Genomic DNA, 23,265 nt, shown 5'->3' on the forward strand with positions numbered 1-23,265 from the left:
CGGATCAAGGCTCAGCTGTGCTCGGCCCCAGCCTGCGCGGTGGGCAGCTCGGCGAAGTGCTCGCGGGCGCGGGCCACCAGCTGCGGCGGCAGGCCGTTCTTCTCCGCGATGGTCAGACCGAAGGAGACACCGGGCTCGCCAATCAGCAACCGGTAGGTGGGCGACAGGGTCTCCGCGTCGAACTGCATCGAGGCGTTGACGATGCCCGCATGCTGTGCGGCGTAGTCCTTCAGCGGCGCCAGGTGGGTGTTCACGATCCCGCGCGTGCCCCGCGCACGCAGTTCGTCCAGCATCGCCATTGCCAGGGCCGCGCCCTCGTCCGGGTCGGTGCCCGTGCCCAGCTCGTCCAGCAGGATCAGGCTCTCGGGGCCGGCGTTTTCGAGGATGCGTTTCAGGACCTCCACATGCCCGGCGAAGGTCGACAGGTGGTGGAACAGGCTCTGGTTGTCACCGACATCCACCATCACCTGATCGAAACGCCCGATGCGGCAGTCCTGCTCGGCCGGGATATGCAGCCCGCACCACGCCATGGTGACCAGCAGGCCCAGGGTCTTCAGCGCGACCGTCTTGCCGCCGGTGTTCGGCCCGGTGATCAGCAACAGCGGCTGCTCGCCATCCAGCCGGATCGACAGCGGCACCGGCTGCGGGCCGTTGCCCTCGGCAAACTGCAACAGCAGCAGCGGATGGTAGGCCTCGACCAGCTCCACGCCCGCCTCGGCCTCCAGCCGCGGGGCGTGGGCATTCATCTGGGCCGAGAGCTGCGCCGCGGCCGAGGCGAGATCGATCCAGGTCAGCGCGGTCAGCATCAGCTCCAGCGGCTCGCCGTACTGGCGCACCACATCGGTCAGCTCGCGTAGCAGGCGTTGCTGCTCGGTGTTGATCTGACCGTTGACCGTATCCAGCTGGTTGTTCAGCGGCACCGCCTCGATCGGCTCCACGATCTGGTCGCGCCCGCCCATGGCCGTGCCTCGGCGCACGCCCTTTACCGCGCTGGCGGCATCCCCGCGCAGCACCATCACGGCGCGCTCCTGGTGCCACTGAACCTTCAGCGCGTCCTCGCCCTTCTGCGCGACATCGGAGGCTGCCAGACGCTTCTTTACCACCGCCTCGACCTCGCCGCGCAGGCGGTTGCGCTCGCCAAAGGCCTCGACCAGTGATGCACTGGCGTCCTCGCGCAGCGAACCCCCGGGATTCAGGCACGCGGACAGACGCTCTTCCAGTGCCTCGGGCGGATACAGTTTGTTCAGGTCGGCCGGGTAGATCTCCGGCGTATCGGCGAGCTGGTCCGCCAGCTCGCGGGCATGACGCATGATGGTCTGCAGGTTGTGCAGCGCCTGCACCGGGAGGGCCGCGCCGGGATTGGCCGCCTGGCGCAGCGCCGCGCGCACGTCGGGAAGCTGGCCCAGCCTCGGCAGGGTGCCGGCGTCCAGGCGCTGGCGCGCGACGGTTACCGCCTTTTGCAGGGCCCGGGCGGCATCCAGGTTCGGCGCCGGCTCCAGGCCGCGCGCGGCATCGGCACCGTAGGGGGTGGCGGTCAGGCGCTCCAGCAGGCGCTGGATCGCGGGAAATTCGAGGACCTTCAGATCAACCTGCATGGCATACCCTTGTGCATGAATTCGCGATTGCAGCCGGGGCCCGGGACCCTGTGGGAGCGTGCTTGCACGCGAAGCCCCTGCCAAAGCCGGATGCAGGCAGGGGCTTCGCCGGCAAGCCGGCTCCCACAAGGGAAAGACCCGGCTCCGGCTTACTCCTCGGCCTTCTTGAACATGCCAAGGTAGGCCTTCTTGTCCATCATCGGCTCGCGCATCACCGCCAGCATGTCGTCCAGGTGCGCCGGCGTACTCATGCCGACCAGCGAGGTGCCCAGCCCTGGCGTGGAACGGTTGAACTGCATCGCGCGCTGAGCCGGATTAGGCAGGCTGGCCAGCTGCTGCTCGACCACCTCCACCGACTGCTGGGCCAGGTGCCCCTTGAGCATGGAGTGCGAGGCGATCATGTACACCTCGAGCTGGTGGGCGGCCTGCAGCGGGCTCGCCACGTTGCCCTGCCCGGTGGCGGTGTTGAAGCGGGTGAACCCCTCCAGCATCACCTGGTTGAAGGGGAGCATCGCGATCTTGAAGTGATGCCGGGCATGGTCGTCGCCGGTGACGGTCTGCGCGGCGCGCTCGGCCAGCCCCTGCATCGAGGTCAGCGACTGGAACACCGCGGCATCGGTCTCCTCGCGGAAGCCCTCGAAGGTGGAGATGCCGTAGGCGCGGATCTTCTTCTCGCGCGCGGCCCGCTCCAGCACCTCGAACACCGGCTCCAGCTTGCGGTTGGTCGCTTCCTTGCCGATCTCGTGGATGTGCACCTCGGGCTGGTCGATGATGAAGGCATCCAGCGTCTCCACCCCCATCAGCGAGCGCGACAGCTCCATCTGGTAGTGGATGTATTCCGGCGTCAGCAGGTGCGCGCCCTTGGCCAGGTCGTCCTTCGTCCCCATGCCCTGGGACTCGATCTCGCGCTGGAACCAAGCCTCCATGTCCTCCGGCGGCCCGCCGCGCAGCGTCAGGAAGCCGCCCTTGGAGATCAGGAACATCGCCTCGCGCGGGACCCCGGCCTCCAGCGCGGTGCGCACACCCGCCCCGACGGCCGCCAGCGAACGCCCGTACCGGTAGTGCGCGCCGGTATCCACCACGTTGACGCCCTCGGTCAGCCCGCGCGCGACGATCGCGGAGATCTGCGCGTCCACCTCGGCGGTGGCCGCGCCGCCGAAGGTGCCGATGCCGAGGCTCGACAGGCGCATCTTCGCGCGCGAGAACTCGCTGTAATGCCCCTCGGCGGCCTTGCCCTCGGCCACGAACTGCTCCGCGTAGCGGCGCGTCGCCTTGGCGTTGGCGTATCCGGGTATCAGTTTCTGCTCGGACTCCATGCGTTTCCTCGCTCGGTCGCAGCCATCCCTCATCCGGCCAGCGGGGGCTGGCCGACCCGGGCCGAACGGGGTCCGGGCGCGGGAGGAATCCTACGTCAGCGGCCAGGATTTGCGAAAACCCGCAACGCGAGCGGGCCACTACTGCGCCGTTTCACCCCAAATGCACTGCGCCCCGGCATATGCCGGGGCGCAGGGTCAAGCGCGGAAAGGCCGAGAGGGGCCGGGCGCCTAGTGGGCTGCTGGACCCGCGCGACCGCGCCGGCGTACGACTAACACCAGCAGGGCCAGGCCAAGCCCCAGCAGCAGGAACGAACCGGGCAGCGACACCGGCGTACCGTTGGTGAACCGGCCACTGAGGTAGAGCTCCTCGAAACCATTGTTCAGGTCATTCATGAAGAAATCGATCCCGAACAGATAGCCGGCCCCGGCAAACAGACTGAGGTCCATGGTCGGCGCGAACACGATGTAGTCCAGTCGGCCGCTCCCGACATTGGCATTGGCCTCGTACACGGTGCCGGATTCGCCGATCACCTCCACGTTACCGGGCGAGAGCGCCGGGTTGCCGTTGCCATCGTCGAAGATCCAGCGGGCCACGCGTTCCCCGGTCTCGGGGTCGTAGATGAAGACCTCGGCCTGCACCCACAGATCGGGGGAGCCCCCGGTCTGGTTGTGGTCGAAAATGAAGGTGGGAATCGTCGCGCCCGGATTGATGGCGTCGAGGTAGGCCAGCAGATTATCCACCAGGACCGGGCCATTGGCCTGCGTGCCCATGCCCCAGGTGCCGTCAAACTCCGAGGTATTGCCGCTGGGGAAAGGCATGGGGCTCTCGAAACTGTAGCTACCCCCCGGCCCGATGTTCTGATTGTCCTGGCCACTGGATCCCGTGCCCACGATCAGGTCGAGCGATCCCGTGCCCTGACCGGTGTACTGGTTCTGAGTGAGGAAGCCCCACTGGTACAGCAGGGAACCGGAATAGGAATAAAAGTCGTTGTACTGCAGCGCGACCGGGATCCCGTCGTAGGTTTCATCGATACCCGGAAGCTCGATGATGGCGGCATTCGCCACCGATCCCGCGAGCATCACGCCCGCCAGCACTGCAACCTGATTCGCCCACCACTTGCGCATCGCACCCACCTCCAGCTCCCGGCCCCGCGGCCTTCGAGGGCGCCCATCGCCCCTTGCTGGAATACGAAGCAAACGCCGGACCAAATCCGTAAGCGGCTGGTTTGTTTATGCGTTTTCGTGAATATGTTCACCCCGAGAGGCTGTTATGTAAAAAGATCCGACGCTGAACGCCGAATATCCACCGTAGAGGCGTCGGACATCTTTACACCGGGGACCGAGGGGACCGGTCCTCCACTAAGGACGCCGCCCCTGCCGCCGCAGGGCCAGGCCGCCCGCGCTAGCCGCGCAGCAAGGGGTGTGTGGCGCGCAGCTGCGCCAGTCGCGCCTCGAGCTCGGGGCGGACTGGGCCCGAGCGGTCGGCGTCGAGGCGGGAGACGAACAGGTTCTCGTACCAGTCCTCCTCCTCGTCCATGTCCCAGTCGACCTCGCGCAGCAGGGCCTGGCCGGCCGCCGGGATCGCGGCGGGTAGCTCGCGACCAGTCAGCAGGGCCCAGACCCCGGTCCAGCAGCGTGCCAGCGCCAGCGGGTGATAACCGCCGCCACCCAGGACCAGGAGCTTCGGCGTGCCGTCGGCGTGGCGCGGGCTGGTCTCGATCACGTCGTCGATGCACTGGAGGAAGCACTGGGTGGAGATGCCGAACTTGCCGAGCGGGTCCGGCAGCAGCGCATCGGTCCCGGCCTGGACCACGACCGCATCCGGCTGCCAGCGGGTGCGCACGGCCTCCCAGACGGCCGTGAAGGCGGCGCGGAACTCCGTGTCGTTGGTCTCCTTCGGTAGCGGCAGGTTGACGGCGTTGCCCAGCGGTCCGGTGTCCTCAATGCGCCCGCCCTCGAAGGGATAGCCATACTCGGTGTCCATGTGCAGGGAGACGGTGAGCACGTCCGGATCGTCGGTGAACGCGGCCTCGACCCCGTCGCCGTGGTGGGCGTCGATGTCCAGATAGAGTACGCGCTGCCCGGCCTGGCGCAGGCGCAGGATCGCCAGCGCCGGGTCATTGAAGTAGCAGAAGCCGCGGGCCTGGTCGGGTGCGGCGTGGTGCATGCCGCCGGCCGGGTTGAAGGCCATGCGCCCGTCCAGCACCACCTCGGCGCCCTGGATGGAGCCGAAAGTCGCAGTGGCCGGGGTCGCGAAGAAACCGGCGAAGAACGGGTTCTCGAAGTTGCCGATGTTGTGGCGGTCGCGGTAGCGCTGGAAGACCTTGCCCAGCGCCTCGGCGCGCTGCATCGCGGCCACGTACTCGCGGGTGTGGAACCACTCGAGCTCGGCGGGCTGGGCGCGGCGGGTGACGGCCATCTCCGCCGGGGTGATCGCGTCGTAGGCCTCGATCAGGTCGATGGTCAGCGAGACACGCGGGATCCCGAGCGGGTGGTTGTCGCCGTAGCTGTGCCCGCGATAGCGCGGGGCATGCAACAGCGTGGCATGACGACGGGCCGGCTCCGGGTGCCGGGCCGCGGCCCCGGTGGAGGCGTCAATGGCTTCGGGGGTGGCACTCACTGGCGCAGCCTCAGGTAGATCTCGGGCAGACGGCGCGGCAGCTCGTCCACGTGGTCGATGATGGTGTAGTGGCCGGGACCGAAGATCGCCGGCAGGTATTCCGAACCGGACGGGTCCAGGGTGATGCAGAACGGGTGCACGCCGGCGTCCACCGCCTCCTTCATCGCCATGCGCGTGTCCTCGTGCAGGTAGCGCTGATCGCCGCCGTCGTCGTAGTCAGCGGGGCGGCCGTCGGACAGGATCAGCAGCAGCCGGCGCTGGGCCGAGCTGCGCCGGAATGCCTCCAGCGAGTGCCGAATGCCCGCGCCCATACGCGAGGCCAGACGCCCGGAAACCCCGGCGATGCGGGCGCGGACGGTGTCGTTCAGGTCCTCGTTGAAGTCCTTCAGCCAGTAGTAGTTGACCTGGTCGCGCTGCTTGGAGGCGAAGCCGGAGATCGCGTAGGGGTCGCCGACCTTCTCGATCGCCTCGGCGAACAGCATCATCCCCTCGCGCACGCGGTCGACGATCTTGCCCTGCCCGCCCGGGTGGCGCGCCATGATCGAGGTGGACATGTCCGCCAGCATCAGCACGGCGGTATCGCGGTGCTGCACCGCACGGCGGCGGTAGATGAAGGCCTTGGGCGACAGCCCCGCCTTCTTGTCGGCGATGTAGTCGATCACCGCCTCGGTATCCAGTTCGTCACCGTCGAGCTGTTTCCTGAGCGGCGCCAGGCGCATCGGGCGCTGCATCTCCAGGCCGCGGGTCAGGCGTTTCAGGGTGTCGGCGTTCTCGGACAGGATGGTGGCCGCCCGCTCCGGGTCCTCGTCGTCCAGCACCCGCTCGTAGAGATTCACCCAGTCGGAGATGTAGCGCTGCTCGCGGTAGTCCCACTCCGGATACGGGATGCCGTCCTTCTTCGGGGTGTAGGGCGCGGCGCGCTTGGCCACCTGCGCCGGCTGCGGGATGCCCGTGCCGATGCGCCCGCCGGTGCCGGAAGTCTCCTGCTGCGGGGTCTGGATGTCGGCGTCCGGGTCCTTCTGCGCCTGCTCCGGGGCCTGCTGCGGCTGTTCTTCCTGTTTCTGATGCTCGAAGCGGTGCTCGTCGTGCGCCTCGTGGTCGCGGAAGTCGGCCAGGCTGCCGTCGCGTTTGCGCTGCGGATACACCGGCAGCGACTGGTTCAGCGACAGCCCGGGCAGATAGGCCTCGGCGCGATCCTCGATGGTGATCTCGGGGAAGGCCTCGTCGGCGAACAGCTCCTCGCCGACCGCCCAGGCGGTTACGACGTCCGCGTCCGGCTCCAGCACACGCGCCAGACGCGGGTCCTGCGGCTCGTCGCGCAGCAGGGCCTGGTGGGCCTGCAGTGCGAAGTCGAAATAGACGCCGGCCACGCCCTCCGGGCGACCGTGGACCTCGGCCAGCGCCACCAGGCGTGGCAGGAAGTTCGGGATGCGCGGGGCCAGGCGCGCATTTACGCGCAGATCTTCGGCCAGATCGAACAGCACCTGGAAGCGGAACATGCGCGCCTCGAATGGCGCGAACAGCGGGCGCCAGGTGATGCGCGACTTGTCGTCCAGCGGCGGATGCTCGGCGCCGGCGCGTGCGAACAGGCGCTCCACGTCGCTGTGCGCATAGGTATCGAAGGCGAGATGCGCGGCCGCATGCTGGGTGGCGACGATCGCCTCCTCGCGCGAGTCCATCACCGCCGGCATGTACAGCCGTCGGCCGTCGGTCTCGAGCATCGGGCGGCCCTCGCCCGGCTTCCAGCTGGAATCGGCCAGCGGGATGTCGGCGTCCAGCCAGGCCATCAGCACCAGACGCAGGAAGCGCCCGTGCATGCGAGGGCGAAAGCCCGGCAATGCCTCCAGCAGCAGCTTCAGGCTCTCGTCGCTCTCCAGACGAAAGTAGGCCTCGCCGCGCGAGCGCCCGGCCTTCAGCAGGTCCGCGCCGCGCCGCGCCCAGGACAGCAGGCCCTGGTCGCCGACCAGGTTGCGGGCGATCGGTGCACCCTCGAGATAGGCGTCCAGGGTCAGGCCGCGTTCGTCGAACAGCGTCTCGGCCGGCTCGATCAGGGCGCGCAGGCCGTCGATGCCACGCCCGCCGGCGAGCTTCTCGAAGTCGGTCTCGAAATAGGCCCGGGCATCCGGCAGGCTGCGCGCGCACCAGCGCAGGCCGATCTCGGCCCACTCGCGCTCGCCTTCCTCGCCCCATGTGGCGTAGACCCGGTCGGCCTGGGCCATGAAGCCTTCCAGCGCGTAGTTGGAATTGACCCACTCCTTGAAGCGGGTCGCCTGTTCCAGCCACAGCTCCACCGTCTGCATGTGCTCGGCCAGCCGCGCGGAGTGACGCATAAAGCTCTTGCCGGACTCCCGGTCATGGAAGAACAGGTCGCGGGCCGTCTCGATCCAGCGCCGCGCAATGGTGACGCCAAACGGGCGGATGGCCGGCAGGGCCTCTTTGGTGTCGCGGTGGGCGACGAAGCTGATGTCCTCCAGGTGCTGGAGGATTTCCTCGATCTCGACGAGTTCTTCCGCCTCCGGTTTCGCGCCGCCGTTGGTCGCGGTATCGCTCACGCGGCTTCGGACTCGGGGAAGTGGGCGTCGAAGATCTCTTCCAGCGCCTGGATCAGCTCGGGGTCATCGGTGATCGGGGCGATCATCGCGGCACGGCAGGCCACACGCGGGCTCAGACCGGCCTGCATCAGCTCGCCGGCATAGGCGAGCGCCCGGGTGGAGGTCGCCTCTTCCAGCCCGTGGTCCTTCAGGGCCCGGGCCTTGCGCCCGGCCGCGACGAGTTTTTCCACGCGGTCGGCATCCAGGCCGCCGGATTCCTTGGCCACGATCTCGCGTTCGACGTCCTCAGCCGGGTAGTCGAAGTGGATGCCGACGAAGCGTTGCTTGGTGGACGGTTTCAGGTCCTTCAATACCGTTTGGTAGCCGGGGTTGTAGGAGATCACCAGCATGAAGTCCTCGTGCGCGTCGATGATCTGGGACTTCTTGTCCAGCGGCAGCTGGCGACGGTGGTCGGTCAGCGGGTGAATGACCACGGTGGTATCGGTGCGTGCCTCGACGATCTCGTCGAGATAGCAGATCGCGCCCTCCTTGACCGAACGGGTCAGCGGGCCGTCCTGCCAGACGGTCTCTTCGCCTTCCAGCAGGAAGCGGCCGACCAGATCGGAGCTGGTCAGGTCCTCGTGGCAGGACACGGTGACCAGCGGCTGGCCCAAGGTGTGCGCCACATGCTCGAGAAAGCGGGTCTTGCCGCAGCCGGTGGGGCCTTTGAGCATCACCGGCAGGCGCTTGGAGTAGGCCGCCTGAAAGATCTCGATCTCGTCACCCTGGGGCTTGTAGAAGGGGGCACCGCCCGCGTCCCCCGGCTTCTCGATGACATCGCGTTCCACACCGCGGATGCGGTTGATCAGGTTCTTCATGGGATCTCCGGCAGGGACTGGTGTATGCGCGTGCGCGGCGTTACCCTCCAGCGCGCTGGGCGGGCGGCCAATCGTGTTCGCGCAGGCTTTGTTGTATCATTTGCTGTTTATATTCTATCGAACCTGCGCACTTGCATGAACCAAACGCCCCACGGCTGCGGGGTTGGGCGTGCAAAGGCGCCCGTCACTCGGATTCAGCGCTTCAACAGAGGACCCGGTATGAAACTTGTCAAACTCGTCAAGCTGAACAACCTGCAGTACAACCCGAACCGCGACCCGGAGGTGTACCGCCGTCCGATCAACGAGGAATTCCGGGTCCAGGCCATGCTGAACGGCTCCGGCAGCGCCAGCTGCAAGTTCTCGGTGGAAGGCGAAATCCTGTGCGAGGGCAGCGTGTCCCTGCCGGGCAGCTTCGACTGCAAGTTCAGCTTTGATACCGCCGGCACCCGCATTGGCGACCTGGTGATCGAGGGCAACGGCGAGACCTTCCACGAGAAGATCCGCATCGACGTGCTGGAGCACGCCTGGATCGGCTGATCCCGGATCGCCCCACCCCGCGGCTCGTCCCGGGGCGCGTCACTCAAAGGCCCCGCGGCGACCCGCCCGGGGCCTTTCGCGTTTCTGGACCAGCCACAGTAGCGGCCCGCTCAAAGCACCCGCCCCCGCCATCCCGGACGCCCGCCAATCTTCATCGTGACCGGAGAATGCCGACAACGTGTTCCATTCGCCCCGTCGTCCGCCCCTGAACCGAACTTCTCCGTGCTGTTCGTGCCCTCCGCCCCCTCCGTGCTGCAATAGCCCTTGCCCTTCTTCGTGCCTTCGTGCGCTTCGTGGTGAAACAAAATGCAGTGGCCTGAACAAAGAAAGCCCCGCCGGGGCGGGGCTTTCGGGTGCTGCGGGTAGTCCGTGCTGATCAGTCGATCACGCCGGTCACCCAGTACTGCACGTACTCCGGATGGTCCTCGATGAAGCGGTCCACGGCCTCGGCGTAGGAGTTCTCCTGGGCGTAGAACATCGCCTCTTCCAGCACGTCCAGGTTCAGGTGCATGCGCGAGATCATCATGGCGACATCGTGATACTCCTCGGCGAAGCCCTCGCGGGCCAGGGCATGGATACGCTCGAAGCCGCCCAGGGCCTCTTCCGGGTCTTCCAGGTAGCGCAGGTCGTAGGCGCCGAACTTCCAGTGCGGGCTCCAGCCGGTGACGACGATCCATTCATCACGACGGATCGCCCGGTCCAGCGCGGAGGTCATGCCCGCCCCGGAGGAGATCTGCAGGCTGTAGCCGTCCAGGCCGTAGGTCTCGAGGGCCTCTTCCGAGAGCCGGGTCAGGCCCGCGCCGGGGTCGATCCCGGTAATGCGGCCGTCCAGGCGATCGCGGACCGAGTCCTTCTTCAGATCCTCGATAGAGCCGAGTTCATCCTCGGGCACGTAGCCCGGGACCACCCAGCCCAGGCGGGCATTGCCGTACAGCGGGCCGAGGTTCACCACGTCCTGCCCGACACGTTCCATATAGTCGGCATGGGTCCCCGGCAGCCAGGCCATCAGCATCATGTCGATATCGCCGGAGGCCAGGCCCTGATACTGCGGGGCGATGTCGGTCTGGATCAGTTCGACCGAATAACCCATCTCGTCCTCGATGACGCGTTCGGCCAGCTTGGTCACGAACTCGGCGTCGGACCATGCGGTCCAGCCGATCTGGATATCGTCGGCCTGCGCGGTGGACAGGCCCATGGAGGCGGCCAGCACGCCGCCCAGCAGGGTTGAAGTCAGTGTCTTGTTCATCTTGCTACTCCTTCCTTCGAGTGAAACGGATGGCGCCGCGCACGAGCCCGAATCAGCCGCTCGCCTTGCGCCGCAGCCCTACGCTCTGGGTGATCCGGTCGAGCAGGATGGCGAGGATCACGACGCCCAGGCCGCCCTCGAACCCCAGCCCGACATCGAGCCGCTGGATACCGGTCAGCACGGTATTGCCGAGCCCGCCGGCACCGATCATCGACGCGATCACCACCATGGAGAGTGCCAGCATGATGGTCTGGTTGATGCCGGCCATGATGGACGGCATCGCCAGAGGTAACTGAATCTTGGTCAGAAGCTGGCGCCGATTGCAACCAAACGCCAGCCCCGCCTCGATCTGCTCGCGGTTGACCTGGCGAATACCAAGGTTGGTCAGGCGCACCACCGGCGGCATGCAGAACACCACCGTGGCGATCGCACCCGGCACGGTGCCCAGCCCGAAGAAGATCGCCGCCGGGATCAGATAGACGAACGGCGGCATGGTCTGCATCAGGTCCAGCACCGGACGGATCGCCGCCTCGACCCAGTCGCTGCGCGCCATCGCCACACCCACCGGCATGCCGATCGCCAGCGCGACGGCGGTCGCCGCGAGCACCAGCGACAGCGTCTTGATCGTGGGCTCCCACAGGTCCATCCCCAGGATCAGCCCCAGCGCCACGATGGCGAAGATGCCGAAGCGCCAGCTAACCCGCCACCAGCTGAGCCCGACCAGGATCAGCACCAGCAGCCACGCCGGGATCGCCAGCAGCGCCCCCTCGAAGGAGTTGGTCAGCAGCCCCAGGAACCAGGCGATGCCGTCCAGCGCGGGCTCCAGATTGTCGAGGATCCAGTCGACCGCGGTCTCGATCCAGTCCCCCACGGGGATGTTGATGCGTCCTTCCATGTCAGTGATCTCCGTTCGCGGCGGCCGCGTTCCGACTGCGATCCAGGGCCTCGACCAGGCGCTGCAGGGTCACCAGCCCCCGGAACTGTCCTTCCGCATCCACTACCGGGATGGACACTGGCGCCTGCGCCGCCCGGCCCGGGAGATTCGCGAGAGGCGTGTCCTCGCCCACCGGCTCGACCTCCACGGCCACCTCGCTCGCGGGGCGGTCCACGGTCAGCTCGCCCAGGCGCTTGGCCTGAACCACGGACTGGAAACGCCCCGCGGCATCGACGATCACGGCCTCGTTGCCGGGCACGCGCGCAATGCGGCTACGGGCCTCGCCGGCCGTGGTATCCGCCGCGAGGACGGGGATGGTCTCGCTGTCCATGATGTCGCGCGCCTGGAACACCTGGGTGATGTCCACCCCGTGAAAGAACGAACGCACGTATTCGTTGGCTGGATCGAGGATGATCTCCTTGGGCGTGCCAACCTGCACCACCTCGCCGCCCTGCATGATGGCGATGCGATCGCCGATGCGGATGGCCTCGTCCAGGTCGTGGGAGATGAACACCACGGTACGCCGGTGCTCGCGCTGCAGATCCAGCAGCCGGTCCTGCATCTCGGTCCGAATGAGGGGATCCAGCGCGGAGAAGGCCTCGTCCATCAGCATGATGGAGGGGTCGGTCGCCAGCGCCCGCGCCAGTCCCACGCGCTGCTGCATGCCGCCGGAGAGTTCGTCGGGATAACTGCGGGCATGGGCCTTCAGACCAACCTGGTCGAGCGCCTCCAGCGCGCGCTCGCGGCGCCGGGCACGGCCCACGCCGGCGATCTCCAGCCCCAGCGCGGCGTTGTCGATCACGGTCTTGTGCGGCATCAGCGCGAAGGACTGAAACACCATCGCCAGATCCTCGCTGCGCAGCCGGATCAGCTCGCGCTGACTCATGCGCGTGACGTCACGCCCGCGGACCTCGACGGTCCCCGCGGTCGGCTCGATCAGGCGGTTCAGCAGCCGCACCAGGGTGGACTTGCCGGACCCGGACAGCCCCATCACCACGAAGATCTCGCCTTCGGCGATATCCAGGTTGCAGTCCTTCACGCCCACCGTGTTGCCGGTGCGCTCAAAGATGGTGTCCTTGTCGAGCCCGTCCTCGATCAGCCGCAGACCCTCCTGCGGGTTCGGGCCAAAGACCTTGTACAACTCGCGCACCCGGATGATGGGGTCCATTCGACGATCTCCCTGCAACAAACCTCGCGGCGCCAGGCCCCGCGCGGGCCGATGGCTACCAGTCGTACTGGCGGACGAATTCGGGCAGCTTGTCGATCATCTCGTCGCGCCCGAAGAAGCGATCGGCGCGGGCCAGGCGCATTTCATCCTGGATGTCCTGATCGCCACCAAAGCAGAATACCGGAAGGTTGATCTGGTATTCCATGCGCAGCATCCGGATCACGTCGAGCGGATCAAAGGCCTCGATCTCGTCCAGGTCCAGCAGCAGGAATCGGTACAGCAGGATCTCGTTCCAAGGCCCGAGCTCATCCAGGTCGGTGACCTGGTGCAACTGCCACTCCGGCGGCAGATGGGCCTGCAGGCGCTCGGCCATCGCGCCGTCCTGGGTCATCAGGATCAGGCGTTTCTCCAGGCGGCGTTCGATCGTCGGTTCGGACATGCGGCTTCTCCGGCGTTCGTGGGGAGGGGGCTCGGGACCGGGGCCTGTCAGGCCGCTGCGATTCCGCGATAAAGCCCGTCGATGCGGGCACTGATCTCATCCACCATGCGGGCATCGAGCTGGCCGTTCAGGCGCGAGCGCACGCGCAGGCGTTCCGGCGATTCACCGACCAGGCGCTCCTCCAGGATGGCGGTGGTGGCCGCATCCTCGCACCAGATCCGCGCGATATGCGACCCCTCGACGTGCAGGCGCAGGCGCCCGCAGGCCCCGCGGGTCTCGAACACGTGATTGTCGCGGTTCACGCGGATGCCATCGCGCACCGACGGCGATCCCTGGCCGTCGGCGAGGTCCGTCAGCTCCTCGCGCCCCAGCGCCAGCCACTGATCGAGGGTCGCCCGGTCCGGCTCGATCCGGCGTGCCGGAATGCCGAAACGGCGTTCCAGGACACCCTGGAGGGCCGCCTCGACCTGCGCGGGCGCGGGGACCTGCGGACACTGGCGGGCGCAGTCGGTCATGCCCGTCTCCAGCGCCGGGCGCAACCAGTCACGGTAGCCCTCGCTGGGGGCATACACGCAGGCGAGGAAGCGCTCGACCGGGAAATGTCGCAGGAAACTGGCGCCGAACACACAGCCCTCGTCGAGCGTTGCGGCCCCAGTCCCCATGATCTTGCGCCCCTGGACCCAGACATCCTGGCCCCGGGCCTCCACGCCCTCCAGACCGAGTGCGCGCAGCACATCCATGGCGATGCCCAGTCCCACGGCGAAGAGGTGGCGATGCCCGCGGGCCAGCACCTGGCGCGGCTGGATCAGGAAGAAACAGGCCTGGTCGGCGTCCACCCAGACCGAGCCGCCGCCCAGTGGACGCCGCACGACCGGCACACCCTGTTCGGCGCAGGCGGCCAGATCCAGGTCAGATTCCGCGTCCTGGCTGGCCCCGATCGAGATATGCGGCTCGTGCGCGTGCACCCACAGGATACGCGGGGGCGCATCCGGAGCGGTGGAGGCCGCAAGACCGGTATACAGCGCGTGGAGTTCTTCGGCGGATCGGGCCCCGGCGTCGATCCACTCCGGGGTTACCGTGGATGCGACCAAGTGTCAGCCCTCGGGCTTGTCCTGTCCGGCACTGGAGTCGTCTGCCTTGTCCTCCTGGCCGGGCTGGTAGAAATAGCGGAAATAGAAGTCACTGCGGGAGAGATCCTCGTACAGCTTGGCGCGCTCCTCGACCCCGCTGCGCATGATCTCGACCATGGCCATCGCCTGCTCGCCATCGATGATGTGGATGCCGCCGGTCAGTTCCTGGTCGGTATCGAGGAAATGCGCGGCCAGCTCTTCCGGCTCCTGGATATATACCAGGAAGGACTTGCAGTCCGGGTCTTCCAGATCGAGCGGCTGCATCACGATCTTGCCCAGCCAGGCCAGGCGCGCCACCTGGTTGAACTGGTGGATATCGAGCTTCTTGCCCTTCTTGTACTTGTTGAGTTCGTTGCGGATCTCGCCAATGTTGGCGATCTTCATCGATTTCATGGATGTGCGTCCTGCCGCGAGTGTTGCGGGAGCATAAAACAAGTGCATGTCCGGATCGTAAAAAAACCCCGGCGGACCGGGGTTCTTGAGTGGGCTACGCGGGAATTCCGCGCACCCTTGCGCCGTTCCATGGCGCAGGCGGTCTCCTGCGGTCTTACCACTCGAAGCCGGTATCCTCTTCTTCGTAACCCGCGACTTCCTTCAGGGTCTCTTCCAGCGCGCCGGGCGAGCTGCGCAGCCGCATGAAGCTGTTGTCACCCAGCATGCGCAGATCCGGGAAGTGCAGGGCCTTGCGGAATCGCATGTGCAGGGCCTCGACCTCGCCGCCGCGGACCAGGATCTCGATCGGCACCGTCGCGGTATGGCGGAACTCGCCCACGTCCACGATGCCAAGCTGGTGCAGATCGGCCGAGTCCTGGGCCGCCCCGTCGGACTCGCGCACGGCCACACCGATCACGGTCACGTCCTGGCCCGGGATATCCACCCGGTAGATCTCGCTGACCCCGGCGACCCGGTTGCCCAGGTTGCTGTCCAGCTCGCTCAACGCGCTCCCCCGGTTGCCATGGCTGGCCAGCTCGTAGGGCGCATCGAAGCGCTCCATGCCGAAGGTGTAGCGATAGCGATTCAGGTCGCGCTCGCTCATGCCGTCCTCGGACCCGAAGTCGCGCTCCGCTCCGAGGGTACTGGCCAGCCGGTCGCTGACGCCGGATACCGGCACATCCAGGCGGTAGGCATGACGGAAATACTCCAGGTTGTTGTAACTCACCTGCAGTTCGCCATCGACGGCCGTCACGGACACACGGATCGGGGCGATGTAGCCGCCGCGTGCCTCGGAGCCGGCCACCGCCAGCAGATCATCGTGGGTCACCACGACCACATGCCGGTCGTCACTGACCGGGTATTCGCCCAGGAACCGGAAGTCGGCCCCCTCCAGGCGTTCCCGCACACTGGCGGCCTCGGCGGAGACATCCGTCCCCGCTTCAGTGTAGGCCAGCACGAACGGACGGTAGTTGTCCGCCGCCACGGTCTGGCTCGCCGCGAACAGCGCAACCGCCGCGAACATGCCGACGGCACGGACACTCCGGCGCAATGCGTGGATTGCTCGCATGGCATCCTCCTTTGAATTCTCTAATAAGTTCGAGCGGATCGCTCGGCAGGAAAAAGGGCCCGGAACGCACCCCCCAGTGCGTCACGAACTTCAGAATCACCCGCCCTCCCTGGCGAATCCGGCCTTCCCCTCAAGACCGGCGCGCCCCTCCCGGACGCGCAATACCAAAGCCCACGGCGGTCAAGCGACCGCCCCGGACCTCCCGATCAGAACCGGTACGCGTACCCGATCTCGAGCTCGTACTGCTTCATCTCGATCGTGGCGTCAGCTCCGAAAGGCGTCGGGCCGGTGACGCTCTTACTCGGAGCGTACATGGCCGCAAAGCTCAGTTCATGCTGCGAACCGAAGCTCTTGGTAAAACCAGCCGTGAAGTGATCTTCCATCACACCCGGTGCCAGGATGTTGAACGTAACATCGCGGGAGCGAATCGGGTTCTGGCCCCGGTTATAGCCAACACGCCAGGTCCAGTCATTGCCGGTTTCAAACTGCGCACCCAGCTTGATGATGTTGATATCACGCCAGCCGAAGCCGGGACCGCCCGCAGAACCCAGCGGGGCCTGATTGGTACTGGGGTTCGAGATCGCATCGACGTCGGAGTAGTTGATCCGAACGTAATCGGCACTAAGGGTCACGGCAGGCGTGACTTCGGCGGAGACCCCCAGGCCATAGGTCGACGGAATGTCGAAGCTGCCTCCACCCGCGAACAGTCCACGATAGTCGTCGAAATCGCCATTGCGGATCTTGGAGCGATAACTCCCGCCCAAGGTCACTCCATCAGCAACCTCTGCCTGGAAACCAATCTGAGCACCATAGCCCCAAGTCGTATCCGTACCATTATCACTGACGTGCTCAGGGCTCACGCTGACGGGATTGCCTTGATCGTCAAACGCGAAGGCACCAATACCCTTGGCCTCGAATCGCTGATAGCTAATAATCGGGCTAAAGCCCACACTCACCCTGCCGTCGGCAAACTTCTGCGCGTAGGTAGGGATAATCGCCAACTGTTCCAGATTAACGCCCGCTGTTCCTCCACAGAACAAGCCCGCGTTCGGGGTCGGTTCCATGCCCCCTTGTCCATCCGGACACATGTTCGTGATCGCCGGATAGTCTGTATTCAATCCTCCGTTACCCATCAGGGCGATACCCCAGGAGCGGTTCTCGTCAATCTGCTGCACATAACCGATCGACGGGATGAAGAAATTCTTGCTATCGCTGTCGACCGTGGGTGCACCCTCAAACGTTACGGAACGTTCGGGACGGAAGTAAGCCAAAGACCCGTCGATGCGGGTTTCCATGCCTGCGATGCCGGCCGGGTTGATCGCGGGTGCGTAGGAATCCTGGGAGATCGCCATACCGACGCCCCCCATGCCCTTGGCCTTGGTGCCGTAGCCGTGGGCGAAGTAGCCGTTGGTGGCGTGCGCGACGCCGGCGGAGCCCATGGCCAGGCCGACCGCGATCGTCACCAGGCTGCGGCGAATGATGCGTGCTTCCATTTTGTATCTCCTTTGGTGGTCTTCTTGTTGTGTTGTGCGAACACCCCGGTTACGCGCGGCCCCCTTGTAATGCCGCCGGTCCGGTCTTGATGGTGTTCCCACGCCTCGCGCCACGGTGACCGACCGTGGCGCGAGTTTTTCGGCAGGTCTGTTCAAGGGCACTCTTCGGAATGGCCTTGATAACCCTGCTCGAAACCTGAATATTCAAAAAGTCTTATTGATCCCCTGACGTGCGAAAGCCCCGGGGATGCCGGGGCTTTCGCTGGATACTACCACTATCGTTTTCAGGCTGTCTTCTCGTCTTCCGCCTCGTCGGCGTCGAAGTCGAAGGTGCCGACGTCCTCCCCGGCCATCTGCCGCTTGACGAACCCGACGTCGCTGCTGTTCAGCGCGAACGGGAACGACAGGATGTCCGTCGGGCTGGAATCGCCATATGGACGGTTACAGGCCGAGACCTCCTCGTCCGACTTGCCGGGGCAGCCGGAGGTCTGGAACGGCTTGCCGGAGGCGATCAGTTCCTCGACCTCGGACTGCGGCAGACCGAAGTCCACCACCTGGCCGTCGGCATTGAACTTCATGTCGTCGATGCGGCCACCGGCGTAGTCGATGACGAAGCGGCCCAGCTGCACGCGGCGCCACTGGTCACGCGGGACCGGGTTCCAGTCTTCCATCAGCGAGCCCTCTTCGGGGAAGAAGGCAAACATGTGGTTATGACCGCCCAGGTCGCGGATGCGCTGGCAGACCTGCAGGATCTCTTCCTCGGTCTCGCCCATGCCGCAGATCAGGTGCGCGCCGAACTTCTCCGGGCCGAAGATCTCGGCGGCCCACTCGATGGACTGCCAGTACTTGTCCCAGGTATGCGGGCTCTCCACCGACTTGCCACGGGTGCGCTCGAAGATCTCCGGGGTCACCGCGTCCAGCGCGACCGTGAAGATGTCCGCGCCCTTGTCGCGCAGGAGCTGGAGGTCTTCATAGCTCATGGTGGTCGGGTTCGACAGGATCGACACCGGGATATGGTTGACCTCGGCGACCCAGCGCTCCAGCAGCTCGACGGTGTCGGCATCGGAGTTCGGATGCGTGATCATGGAGATGCACATGCGCTCGAACTGACCGGCGTCGGCATGATTCTTCACGCGCTCGATCACCTCGTCGTACTTGGCGGTCGGCCAGTCGACGCGGATGAAGTTGCGATCGGCGTAGTCCCGCGATTCCTCGCGGTGGCGGGCCAGGCCGCAGTAGGAGCAGTTGGCGCGGCAGCCTTCCGGATAGGTCACCAGGAGGTTAAGGCAGTGCGTGCAGGACGTGCGATGCATCGTGCCCGGCACCAGGCCCAGCGTGATCGCGGCCGCGGTGGACATCTGCACGTACTCCGGCGAACGCATGTCCGGGGTCTTGATGTGATAGTCGGGCCGGTAAAAGTTGATCGGCGCGACCATCTCCTCTGCACTTGCACTCATGGGGTTCCTCCAGCGTTGTCTCGGGGATGCCAGGCATCCGTCGACCGGGTCCGATTACGCGGCCCGGTCACCATCGTTGAAATACTCGGAAAATGCAATCCATCCGCGGCGCTGGGTGGCGTCTTCCTGCGCCCGCGGGGTTCGCCAGTGTTCGTTGAGGAAGGCACGCCGTTCGCAGGCCCGTTCCAGCGCCGGCCCGTACTGGTCGCGCATCTCCTCGTCGTAGTCGGCAAAGGCCTCGGCAGCGCCTTCCAGGTGGCCGATCGCGGCCTCGCCGGCGGCCTCGCCCGACACCACGGCGGCGGCGATGCCGGCGCCGGTGATCGGGTGGGTCAGCCCGGCGGCATCGCCGACAAACAGGACATCCCCCGCCACCAGCGACTCCCGCAGACCGCCGACCGGGATCGCCCCGCCCGTGCGATAGCGGATCTCTTCGCCCAGCAGGCCCTGCTCCACAAGTTGGGCGTGCAGGGACTCCAGCGGGGCCTTAAGGTCACCGGCGATCCGCTTGTCGGCGCCCAGACCAAGGTTGGCCCATTCCCCCTTGGGGAACAGCCACGCGTAGCCACCCGGATAATCGTCGGAGAGCCAGACATCGGTTGCGGTATAGGCCTTTTTCAGCGGCACGGTGTACTGGCGCGTCTGCACCGTGGGCAGAGACTCCAGGCCGAGCGATTCGGCGACCGGAGAATGCGGACCGTCGGCGGCAATCAGCACGCGATAGCCGACCTCCTGCTCCGCGCCCTGATGTTTCACCCGGGCGACGTGACGCTCGGCATCCACCGCCATTAGCGGCGTGGAGGTGACCAGCTGCGCCCCGTTCGCCTCGGCCGCTCGGATGATGGCGCGGTCGAACTCGCCGCGATCCACCATCAGGCCGGGGAAGTCGGAATGCTCGACGGTGCCGGAGGGCAGGAAGCTCTGCATGGAATCGATGCGCTGCAGCAGAACGCCCTCGGGCTTTGCATAAGCGCCCATCGGGTTGGGGATAAACTCGGCGCACTGCACCGGCTCGCCAAACGCCTTGTTGCGCTCGACCGCCAGCACCGACAGCCCGGCCGCGGCACACACGCGCGCGGCGGAGGCCCCGCCAGGCCCCAGCCCCACCACCAGGACATCGACCCTGGACGGCAGCATCAGCGAAGGCTCCCGGCGCGGCTCACTGCGCGGCCGCCGAGTCGACCTCGGCCTGCGCCAGGGCCGACTGGATGGCGGCGATGAAGTCGTCGGCCGTCAGCTGCAGCATCTCCACGTCGCGTTCCGCGAAGAAGGCGCGCACGCGATCCTCCATCTCCGCCTGCGGCGTATCGCGCAGGGCGGCTTCCAGATCCGCGATGGTCCGCGCCGGCTTGACGAAGATATCGCCGGTAATCCAGAGCTGCTTGAGGCGCTTGCGCTCGGGATCGAGCGCCGCACCCACGCGCATCAGGCCACCGTCGGACTTGAAGATGCTCTCGAACATCGGGGCATCGGTCGCCGGGCGGTTGCGCTGGTACACCCACTCCTCGGTATCGATCTCGGCCAGGGCCGCGTCGAAGGCGCGACGCTCTTCCGGCAGCAGATCGGCGGCCTCGGTGCGCACACCGAACTCCTCGGCGAAGGCACGCACGATGGCGTCCTTCACCACATCCAGGGCCGGCATCTCCTCCAGCAGCGTCGCCAGGTTCACGACCCGGTCCCGGGCGGACTCGATCGCCTTGTTCGAGAGCTTCTCGGCCGGAATGCGCAGGATGCGCAGCATGTCCTCTACATCGAATTCGATCAGCAGCGTGCCCTGATACATGATCGACTCGCCATCGAAAGCGCCGCCGGTACCGGAGATCTTGCGGCCATCGACCTCGATGTCGTTACGCGGGCGGAACTGCGCGTCCACGCCCAGCGAGCGCATGCCCGCGGCCGCCGCGTTGCAGATGCGGGCGGCGATCTGGCCCATGTCCGCCGTGCCGAGGAAGCGCTTGTCCAGGTACAGCTCCCAGCCGAGCTGCGTGGCATCGAAATAGATCGCACCGCCGCCGGTAATGCGCCGCTGGATCGCGATCCCGTGCTCCTTGCAGTACTCGGTGTTGATCTCCTGGTCGACGTTCTGGTGAAAGCCCACCAGCGCGCAGGGCTCGAACTGCAGGAAGCGCAGGGTATGCGGGGAAACGCCTTCCTGGTGACACTCCAGCAACGAGCGGTTGAAGGCCATGTTCTCGGCCGCCGGGCGCAGCCCGGTGTCCAGGACGCGCAGGGTCGTCTGATCGCGTTCAGGCATGACAGCCACCCCCGGATGCCACTTCGCCGCCTTCGGTCACGATGCGGATGCCGCCCAGGCCCTGGCGCGCCTTGCGCTCCTGTTCCCGACGGCGGGTCTCCTCCGCCACGATGGTGTCGAGGTCCAGCTCAACGCCGCTGCCGACGCCGGCGTCCTCGGCCATGACCTCGTCGCCGACCGCGATGGAACAGCAGGCCGGCGTGACCCGGACCTTCTTGCCCAGGCGCGCAGCGAGCTCGACCACCCCCTCGGCCGGGTGCGCGATGCCGGACAGTCCTGCCATCACCGCGTAGCTGTCGATCTGGCTCTTGGCCTCGCCCGGCGGCCGCGCGCAACCCAGCAGCAGCGACGTATCGCCCAGGCGCTCGCGCGCATCATGGAAGAAGCGACCGACCGCGTGCACGTCCGGGGTCTCGAACGGACGGCTGGCCGGGGCGTAGAACGGCATGACCACCACCAGCACCACCGCGTCGGGCAGATGGCGCGCCAGCATCTCCAGCGCGTTCCACTCGCCCAGCAGCTTGCCGTAGTGCAGACCGATCACGATATGCGGGACCACCTTCATGTTGGTGTTCACCAGGCTCTCGAGGGTCTGCTCGAAATCATCCACGCTGCGCCGCAGGTGGTAGACCTGCGTGATCGTGTCCTGGGCCCCGATCACGTCCATCATGGCCGCGTCGATGCCGGCCTGATCCATGGACAACGCGATGTCGTCATCCACCAGCGCCGTGTGCATGGCAATACGGAACTCGGGGAACTCGTCCTTGATCCGGCGGATGGTGGAGTAGTACGGGTCGTACTCCACCTCGTTGCGATGGTTGGAGCCTCCGGTCAGCAGCATGCCCTGGGCACCGGACTCGATCACACCATTCACCTGGCGCCAGAGATCCTCCGGGGTGCGGACGGGGATCATCGGCTCCAGTATCTTCGCCTTGCAGTGATCGCAGGCCAGCTTGCAGTCACCGCCGGTGATGGACATGGCCGGCCAGGCACTCTTGCCGCAATCGGCCAGTTCCGTCGACTGATAGGACTTGAACGTCGGGGTGTAGAAGTGCACCGAACCCGGGTCACCGCTGTGTCGCAGGCTGTGCTGGAGGTCATCAACCAGCGACGGATCGACAGGGACGTCCTCGAGGGGCTCGACCCGCTGGATTACATCGTTCCAGCTCGTCATGGGCGTTCTCCGGGTTCGGCGAATTTCTTGAAGGTTTTACTCGGGTATTACCGAAAAAAAGGGGCCGCCGACCTCGAGGGAACGGCGGCCCGGACCGGAAACGGGATCAGCAGCCGCCGAAACCGTCCGCTTCCATCTTGGCTTCGAAGGCCGCCAGGGCATCGGAGCCGGTCTTCAGATCGCCGACTTCGCCGTCCCAGTCTTCCGGCTTCAGCTTGATCAGCCAGCCTTCGCCGTAGGGGTCTTCGTTGATCAGCCCCGGATTGGCAGCAACCTTGTCATTGGTCTCGGTGACTTCACCGGTGACCGGGGTCTTCGCCGGACCCACCCACTTGCCGGATTCGACGGTGGTGCAGGACTTGTCCTTCTTGACCGTCTTGCCAACCTTCTTCGGGGTGTAGGACACGATCGTGCCCGCCAGCGAACAGGCGTAGGAAGTCAGGCCGACCGTCGCGGTACCGTCGCTTTCCTTGCGCACCCAAACGTTGTTTTCAACGTTGTACATCAGATCTTCCGGAATATCACAACCCCGAACTGCACCCATGTCTTCCTCCAGGAATATTCAAATAAAGCGGGAAAATTAAAACGTTATCGTTTTATCACTGCGTAGTATCAGGTCGGCTAGTTCGCTCGCCCGATTCACTTCATCGACTTCGTCGATGAGATCCGAAGACGCGTCGATTCTATACCCCGGCAGCGCGGGCTGGCAAACGTGCAGCCGCACTCCGGCGCGCTTCGCGTCCTGAATAAAATCCTTGATCAATTTGCCGTCTTCCATGGCCCGGAGGTCGTCCGCGACCCCCTTCTCCATCAGGCGCACACCTTCCATAGTGAAGAAGATATAGACATCCACGTCCATGGACGCCATCACGGAACCGAGATAGAACGGGGTGGCACAGCGCCCCGGCGTCGACGGGCCCGAGGTCATGATGATCACGACCGTCTGCTCGTCGTTGTCCAGGTAGTAGTCGTCGTCGAGATTCGCCATGGTT

Annotated in this window: 21 protein-coding genes; 1 reads left to right on the forward strand and 20 read right to left on the reverse strand. The window is 66.0% G+C overall.

What is annotated here, in order from left to right; all coding sequences use genetic code 11:
- Window positions 1-11 precede the first annotated feature (11 nt).
- From C996_RS0111190 to C996_RS0111215, 6 genes are all read right to left on the reverse strand, one after another.
- The gene (locus C996_RS0111190; protein WP_018867528.1) at window positions 12-1,595 is read right to left on the reverse strand and encodes a DNA mismatch repair protein MutS; all 1,584 of its coding nucleotides are present in this window, start codon (window positions 1,593-1,595) and stop codon (window positions 12-14) included.
- A 149-nt stretch (window positions 1,596-1,744) separates the two neighbouring features.
- Window positions 1,745-2,911: an aldo/keto reductase gene (locus C996_RS0111195; protein WP_018867529.1), complete on the reverse strand. Its 1,167-nt coding sequence runs from the start codon at window positions 2,909-2,911 to the stop codon at window positions 1,745-1,747.
- Window positions 2,912-3,139: 228 nt separating this feature from the next.
- Window positions 3,140-4,036, reverse strand: a complete 897-nt coding sequence (locus C996_RS0111200) for a hypothetical protein (protein ID WP_018867530.1) — start codon at window positions 4,034-4,036, stop codon at window positions 3,140-3,142.
- Between the two features lie 277 nt (window positions 4,037-4,313).
- A complete protein-coding gene (locus C996_RS0111205) occupies window positions 4,314-5,531 on the reverse strand; it encodes an acetoin utilization protein AcuC (RefSeq protein ID WP_018867531.1) in 1,218 nt (405 codons plus the stop codon).
- The gene (locus tag C996_RS0111210) at window positions 5,528-8,083 is read right to left on the reverse strand and encodes a nitric oxide reductase activation protein NorD (protein WP_018867532.1); all 2,556 of its coding nucleotides are present in this window, start codon (window positions 8,081-8,083) and stop codon (window positions 5,528-5,530) included. Before C996_RS0111210 ends, C996_RS0111205 begins: the two co-directional genes overlap by 4 nt.
- Window positions 8,080-8,940, reverse strand: coding sequence for a CbbQ/NirQ/NorQ/GpvN family protein (locus tag C996_RS0111215; protein ID WP_018867533.1), 861 nt, complete (start codon window positions 8,938-8,940; stop codon window positions 8,080-8,082). The genes C996_RS0111210 and C996_RS0111215 overlap by 4 nt, the downstream gene beginning before the upstream one ends.
- 219 nt (window positions 8,941-9,159) lie before the next feature.
- Here C996_RS0111215 and C996_RS0111220 point away from each other — a divergent pair, with 219 nt between their 5' ends.
- Complete coding sequence (locus tag C996_RS0111220; protein WP_018867534.1) at window positions 9,160-9,477, forward strand: hypothetical protein; 318 nt, start codon at window positions 9,160-9,162, stop codon at window positions 9,475-9,477.
- 376 nt (window positions 9,478-9,853) lie between these two features.
- Here the strand turns inward: C996_RS0111220 and C996_RS0111225 are convergent, their stop codons facing one another.
- The 14 genes from C996_RS0111225 to C996_RS0111290 all read right to left on the reverse strand — a co-directional run bounded on the left by C996_RS0111225 (window position 9,854) and on the right by C996_RS0111290 (window position 23,261).
- The gene (locus C996_RS0111225) at window positions 9,854-10,723 is read right to left on the reverse strand and encodes a glycine betaine ABC transporter substrate-binding protein (RefSeq protein ID WP_018867535.1); all 870 of its coding nucleotides are present in this window, start codon (window positions 10,721-10,723) and stop codon (window positions 9,854-9,856) included.
- Between the two features lie 52 nt (window positions 10,724-10,775).
- Window positions 10,776-11,618 (reverse strand): proline/glycine betaine ABC transporter permease, encoded by an 843-nt coding sequence (locus C996_RS0111230; RefSeq protein WP_018867536.1) that lies wholly within the window; start codon window positions 11,616-11,618, stop codon window positions 10,776-10,778.
- 1 nt (window position 11,619) lies between these two features.
- Window positions 11,620-12,825, reverse strand: coding sequence for a glycine betaine/L-proline ABC transporter ATP-binding protein ProV (gene proV / locus C996_RS0111235; protein ID WP_018867537.1), 1,206 nt, complete (start codon window positions 12,823-12,825; stop codon window positions 11,620-11,622).
- Between the two features lie 55 nt (window positions 12,826-12,880).
- A complete protein-coding gene (locus tag C996_RS0111240; RefSeq protein ID WP_018867538.1) occupies window positions 12,881-13,264 on the reverse strand; it encodes a hypothetical protein in 384 nt (127 codons plus the stop codon).
- A 47-nt stretch (window positions 13,265-13,311) separates the two neighbouring features.
- Complete coding sequence (locus C996_RS0111245) at window positions 13,312-14,355, reverse strand: lipoate--protein ligase family protein (protein ID WP_018867539.1); 1,044 nt, start codon at window positions 14,353-14,355, stop codon at window positions 13,312-13,314.
- Between the two features lie 3 nt (window positions 14,356-14,358).
- Window positions 14,359-14,787: a hypothetical protein gene (locus C996_RS0111250; protein WP_018867540.1), complete on the reverse strand. Its 429-nt coding sequence runs from the start codon at window positions 14,785-14,787 to the stop codon at window positions 14,359-14,361.
- A 154-nt stretch (window positions 14,788-14,941) separates the two neighbouring features.
- Window positions 14,942-15,895 carry a hypothetical protein gene (locus tag C996_RS0111255; protein ID WP_026279298.1) on the reverse strand — a complete coding sequence of 318 codons (954 nt, stop codon included), beginning with the start codon at window positions 15,893-15,895 and terminating at the stop codon, window positions 14,942-14,944.
- Between the two features lie 206 nt (window positions 15,896-16,101).
- Entirely contained in the window at window positions 16,102-17,388 is a 1,287-nt protein-coding gene (locus C996_RS0111260; protein WP_018867542.1) for an OmpP1/FadL family transporter, read from the reverse strand.
- Between the two features lie 284 nt (window positions 17,389-17,672).
- Window positions 17,673-18,845 (reverse strand): radical SAM protein, encoded by a 1,173-nt coding sequence (locus C996_RS0111265; protein WP_018867543.1) that lies wholly within the window; start codon window positions 18,843-18,845, stop codon window positions 17,673-17,675.
- A gap of 54 nt (window positions 18,846-18,899) precedes the next feature.
- Window positions 18,900-19,982 carry an NAD(P)/FAD-dependent oxidoreductase gene (locus C996_RS0111270; protein ID WP_018867544.1) on the reverse strand — a complete coding sequence of 361 codons (1,083 nt, stop codon included), beginning with the start codon at window positions 19,980-19,982 and terminating at the stop codon, window positions 18,900-18,902.
- 22 nt (window positions 19,983-20,004) lie between these two features.
- Window positions 20,005-21,099, reverse strand: coding sequence for a biotin/lipoate A/B protein ligase family protein (locus tag C996_RS0111275; RefSeq protein ID WP_018867545.1), 1,095 nt, complete (start codon window positions 21,097-21,099; stop codon window positions 20,005-20,007).
- Window positions 21,092-22,273: a radical SAM protein gene (locus tag C996_RS0111280; RefSeq protein ID WP_018867546.1), complete on the reverse strand. Its 1,182-nt coding sequence runs from the start codon at window positions 22,271-22,273 to the stop codon at window positions 21,092-21,094. The genes C996_RS0111275 and C996_RS0111280 overlap by 8 nt, the downstream gene beginning before the upstream one ends.
- A gap of 106 nt (window positions 22,274-22,379) precedes the next feature.
- A complete protein-coding gene (locus C996_RS0111285) occupies window positions 22,380-22,817 on the reverse strand; it encodes a glycine cleavage system protein H (RefSeq protein ID WP_012982053.1) in 438 nt (145 codons plus the stop codon).
- A 36-nt stretch (window positions 22,818-22,853) separates the two neighbouring features.
- Window positions 22,854-23,261 (reverse strand): DsrE family protein, encoded by a 408-nt coding sequence (locus C996_RS0111290; protein WP_026279299.1) that lies wholly within the window; start codon window positions 23,259-23,261, stop codon window positions 22,854-22,856.
- Between the last annotated feature and the right edge of the window lie 4 nt (window positions 23,262-23,265).

Source organism: Thioalkalivibrio sp. ALE25 (assembly GCF_000377285.1).
Lineage (GTDB): Bacteria > Pseudomonadota > Gammaproteobacteria > Ectothiorhodospirales > Ectothiorhodospiraceae > Thioalkalivibrio.

Excerpts from the sequence above, each read along its gene's own strand:
- C996_RS0111190 (WP_018867528.1), bottom strand. The coding sequence starts at position 1,595 with ATGCAGGTTGATCTGAAGGTCCTCGAATTTCCCGCGATCCAGCGCCTG.
- C996_RS0111195 (WP_018867529.1), bottom strand. The coding sequence starts at position 2,911 with ATGGAGTCCGAGCAGAAACTGATACCCGGATACGCCAACGCCAAGGCG.
- C996_RS0111200 (WP_018867530.1), bottom strand. The coding sequence starts at position 4,036 with ATGCGCAAGTGGTGGGCGAATCAGGTTGCAGTGCTGGCGGGCGTGATG.
- C996_RS0111215 (WP_018867533.1), bottom strand. The coding sequence starts at position 8,940 with ATGAAGAACCTGATCAACCGCATCCGCGGTGTGGAACGCGATGTCATC.
- C996_RS0111220 (WP_018867534.1), top strand. The coding sequence starts at position 9,160 with ATGAAACTTGTCAAACTCGTCAAGCTGAACAACCTGCAGTACAACCCG.
- C996_RS0111225 (WP_018867535.1), bottom strand. The coding sequence starts at position 10,723 with ATGAACAAGACACTGACTTCAACCCTGCTGGGCGGCGTGCTGGCCGCC.
- C996_RS0111230 (WP_018867536.1), bottom strand. The coding sequence starts at position 11,618 with ATGGAAGGACGCATCAACATCCCCGTGGGGGACTGGATCGAGACCGCG.
- proV (WP_018867537.1), bottom strand. The coding sequence starts at position 12,825 with ATGGACCCCATCATCCGGGTGCGCGAGTTGTACAAGGTCTTTGGCCCG.
- C996_RS0111240 (WP_018867538.1), bottom strand. The coding sequence starts at position 13,264 with ATGTCCGAACCGACGATCGAACGCCGCCTGGAGAAACGCCTGATCCTG.
- C996_RS0111250 (WP_018867540.1), bottom strand. The coding sequence starts at position 14,787 with ATGAAATCGATGAAGATCGCCAACATTGGCGAGATCCGCAACGAACTC.
- C996_RS0111255 (WP_026279298.1), bottom strand. The coding sequence starts at position 15,895 with ATGCGAGCAATCCACGCATTGCGCCGGAGTGTCCGTGCCGTCGGCATG.
- C996_RS0111260 (WP_018867542.1), bottom strand. The coding sequence starts at position 17,388 with ATGGAAGCACGCATCATTCGCCGCAGCCTGGTGACGATCGCGGTCGGC.
- C996_RS0111265 (WP_018867543.1), bottom strand. The coding sequence starts at position 18,845 with ATGAGTGCAAGTGCAGAGGAGATGGTCGCGCCGATCAACTTTTACCGG.
- C996_RS0111270 (WP_018867544.1), bottom strand. The coding sequence starts at position 19,982 with ATGCTGCCGTCCAGGGTCGATGTCCTGGTGGTGGGGCTGGGGCCTGGC.
- C996_RS0111275 (WP_018867545.1), bottom strand. The coding sequence starts at position 21,099 with ATGCCTGAACGCGATCAGACGACCCTGCGCGTCCTGGACACCGGGCTG.
- C996_RS0111280 (WP_018867546.1), bottom strand. The coding sequence starts at position 22,273 with ATGACGAGCTGGAACGATGTAATCCAGCGGGTCGAGCCCCTCGAGGAC.
- C996_RS0111285 (WP_012982053.1), bottom strand. The coding sequence starts at position 22,817 with ATGGGTGCAGTTCGGGGTTGTGATATTCCGGAAGATCTGATGTACAAC.
- C996_RS0111290 (WP_026279299.1), bottom strand. The coding sequence starts at position 23,261 with ATGGCGAATCTCGACGACGACTACTACCTGGACAACGACGAGCAGACG.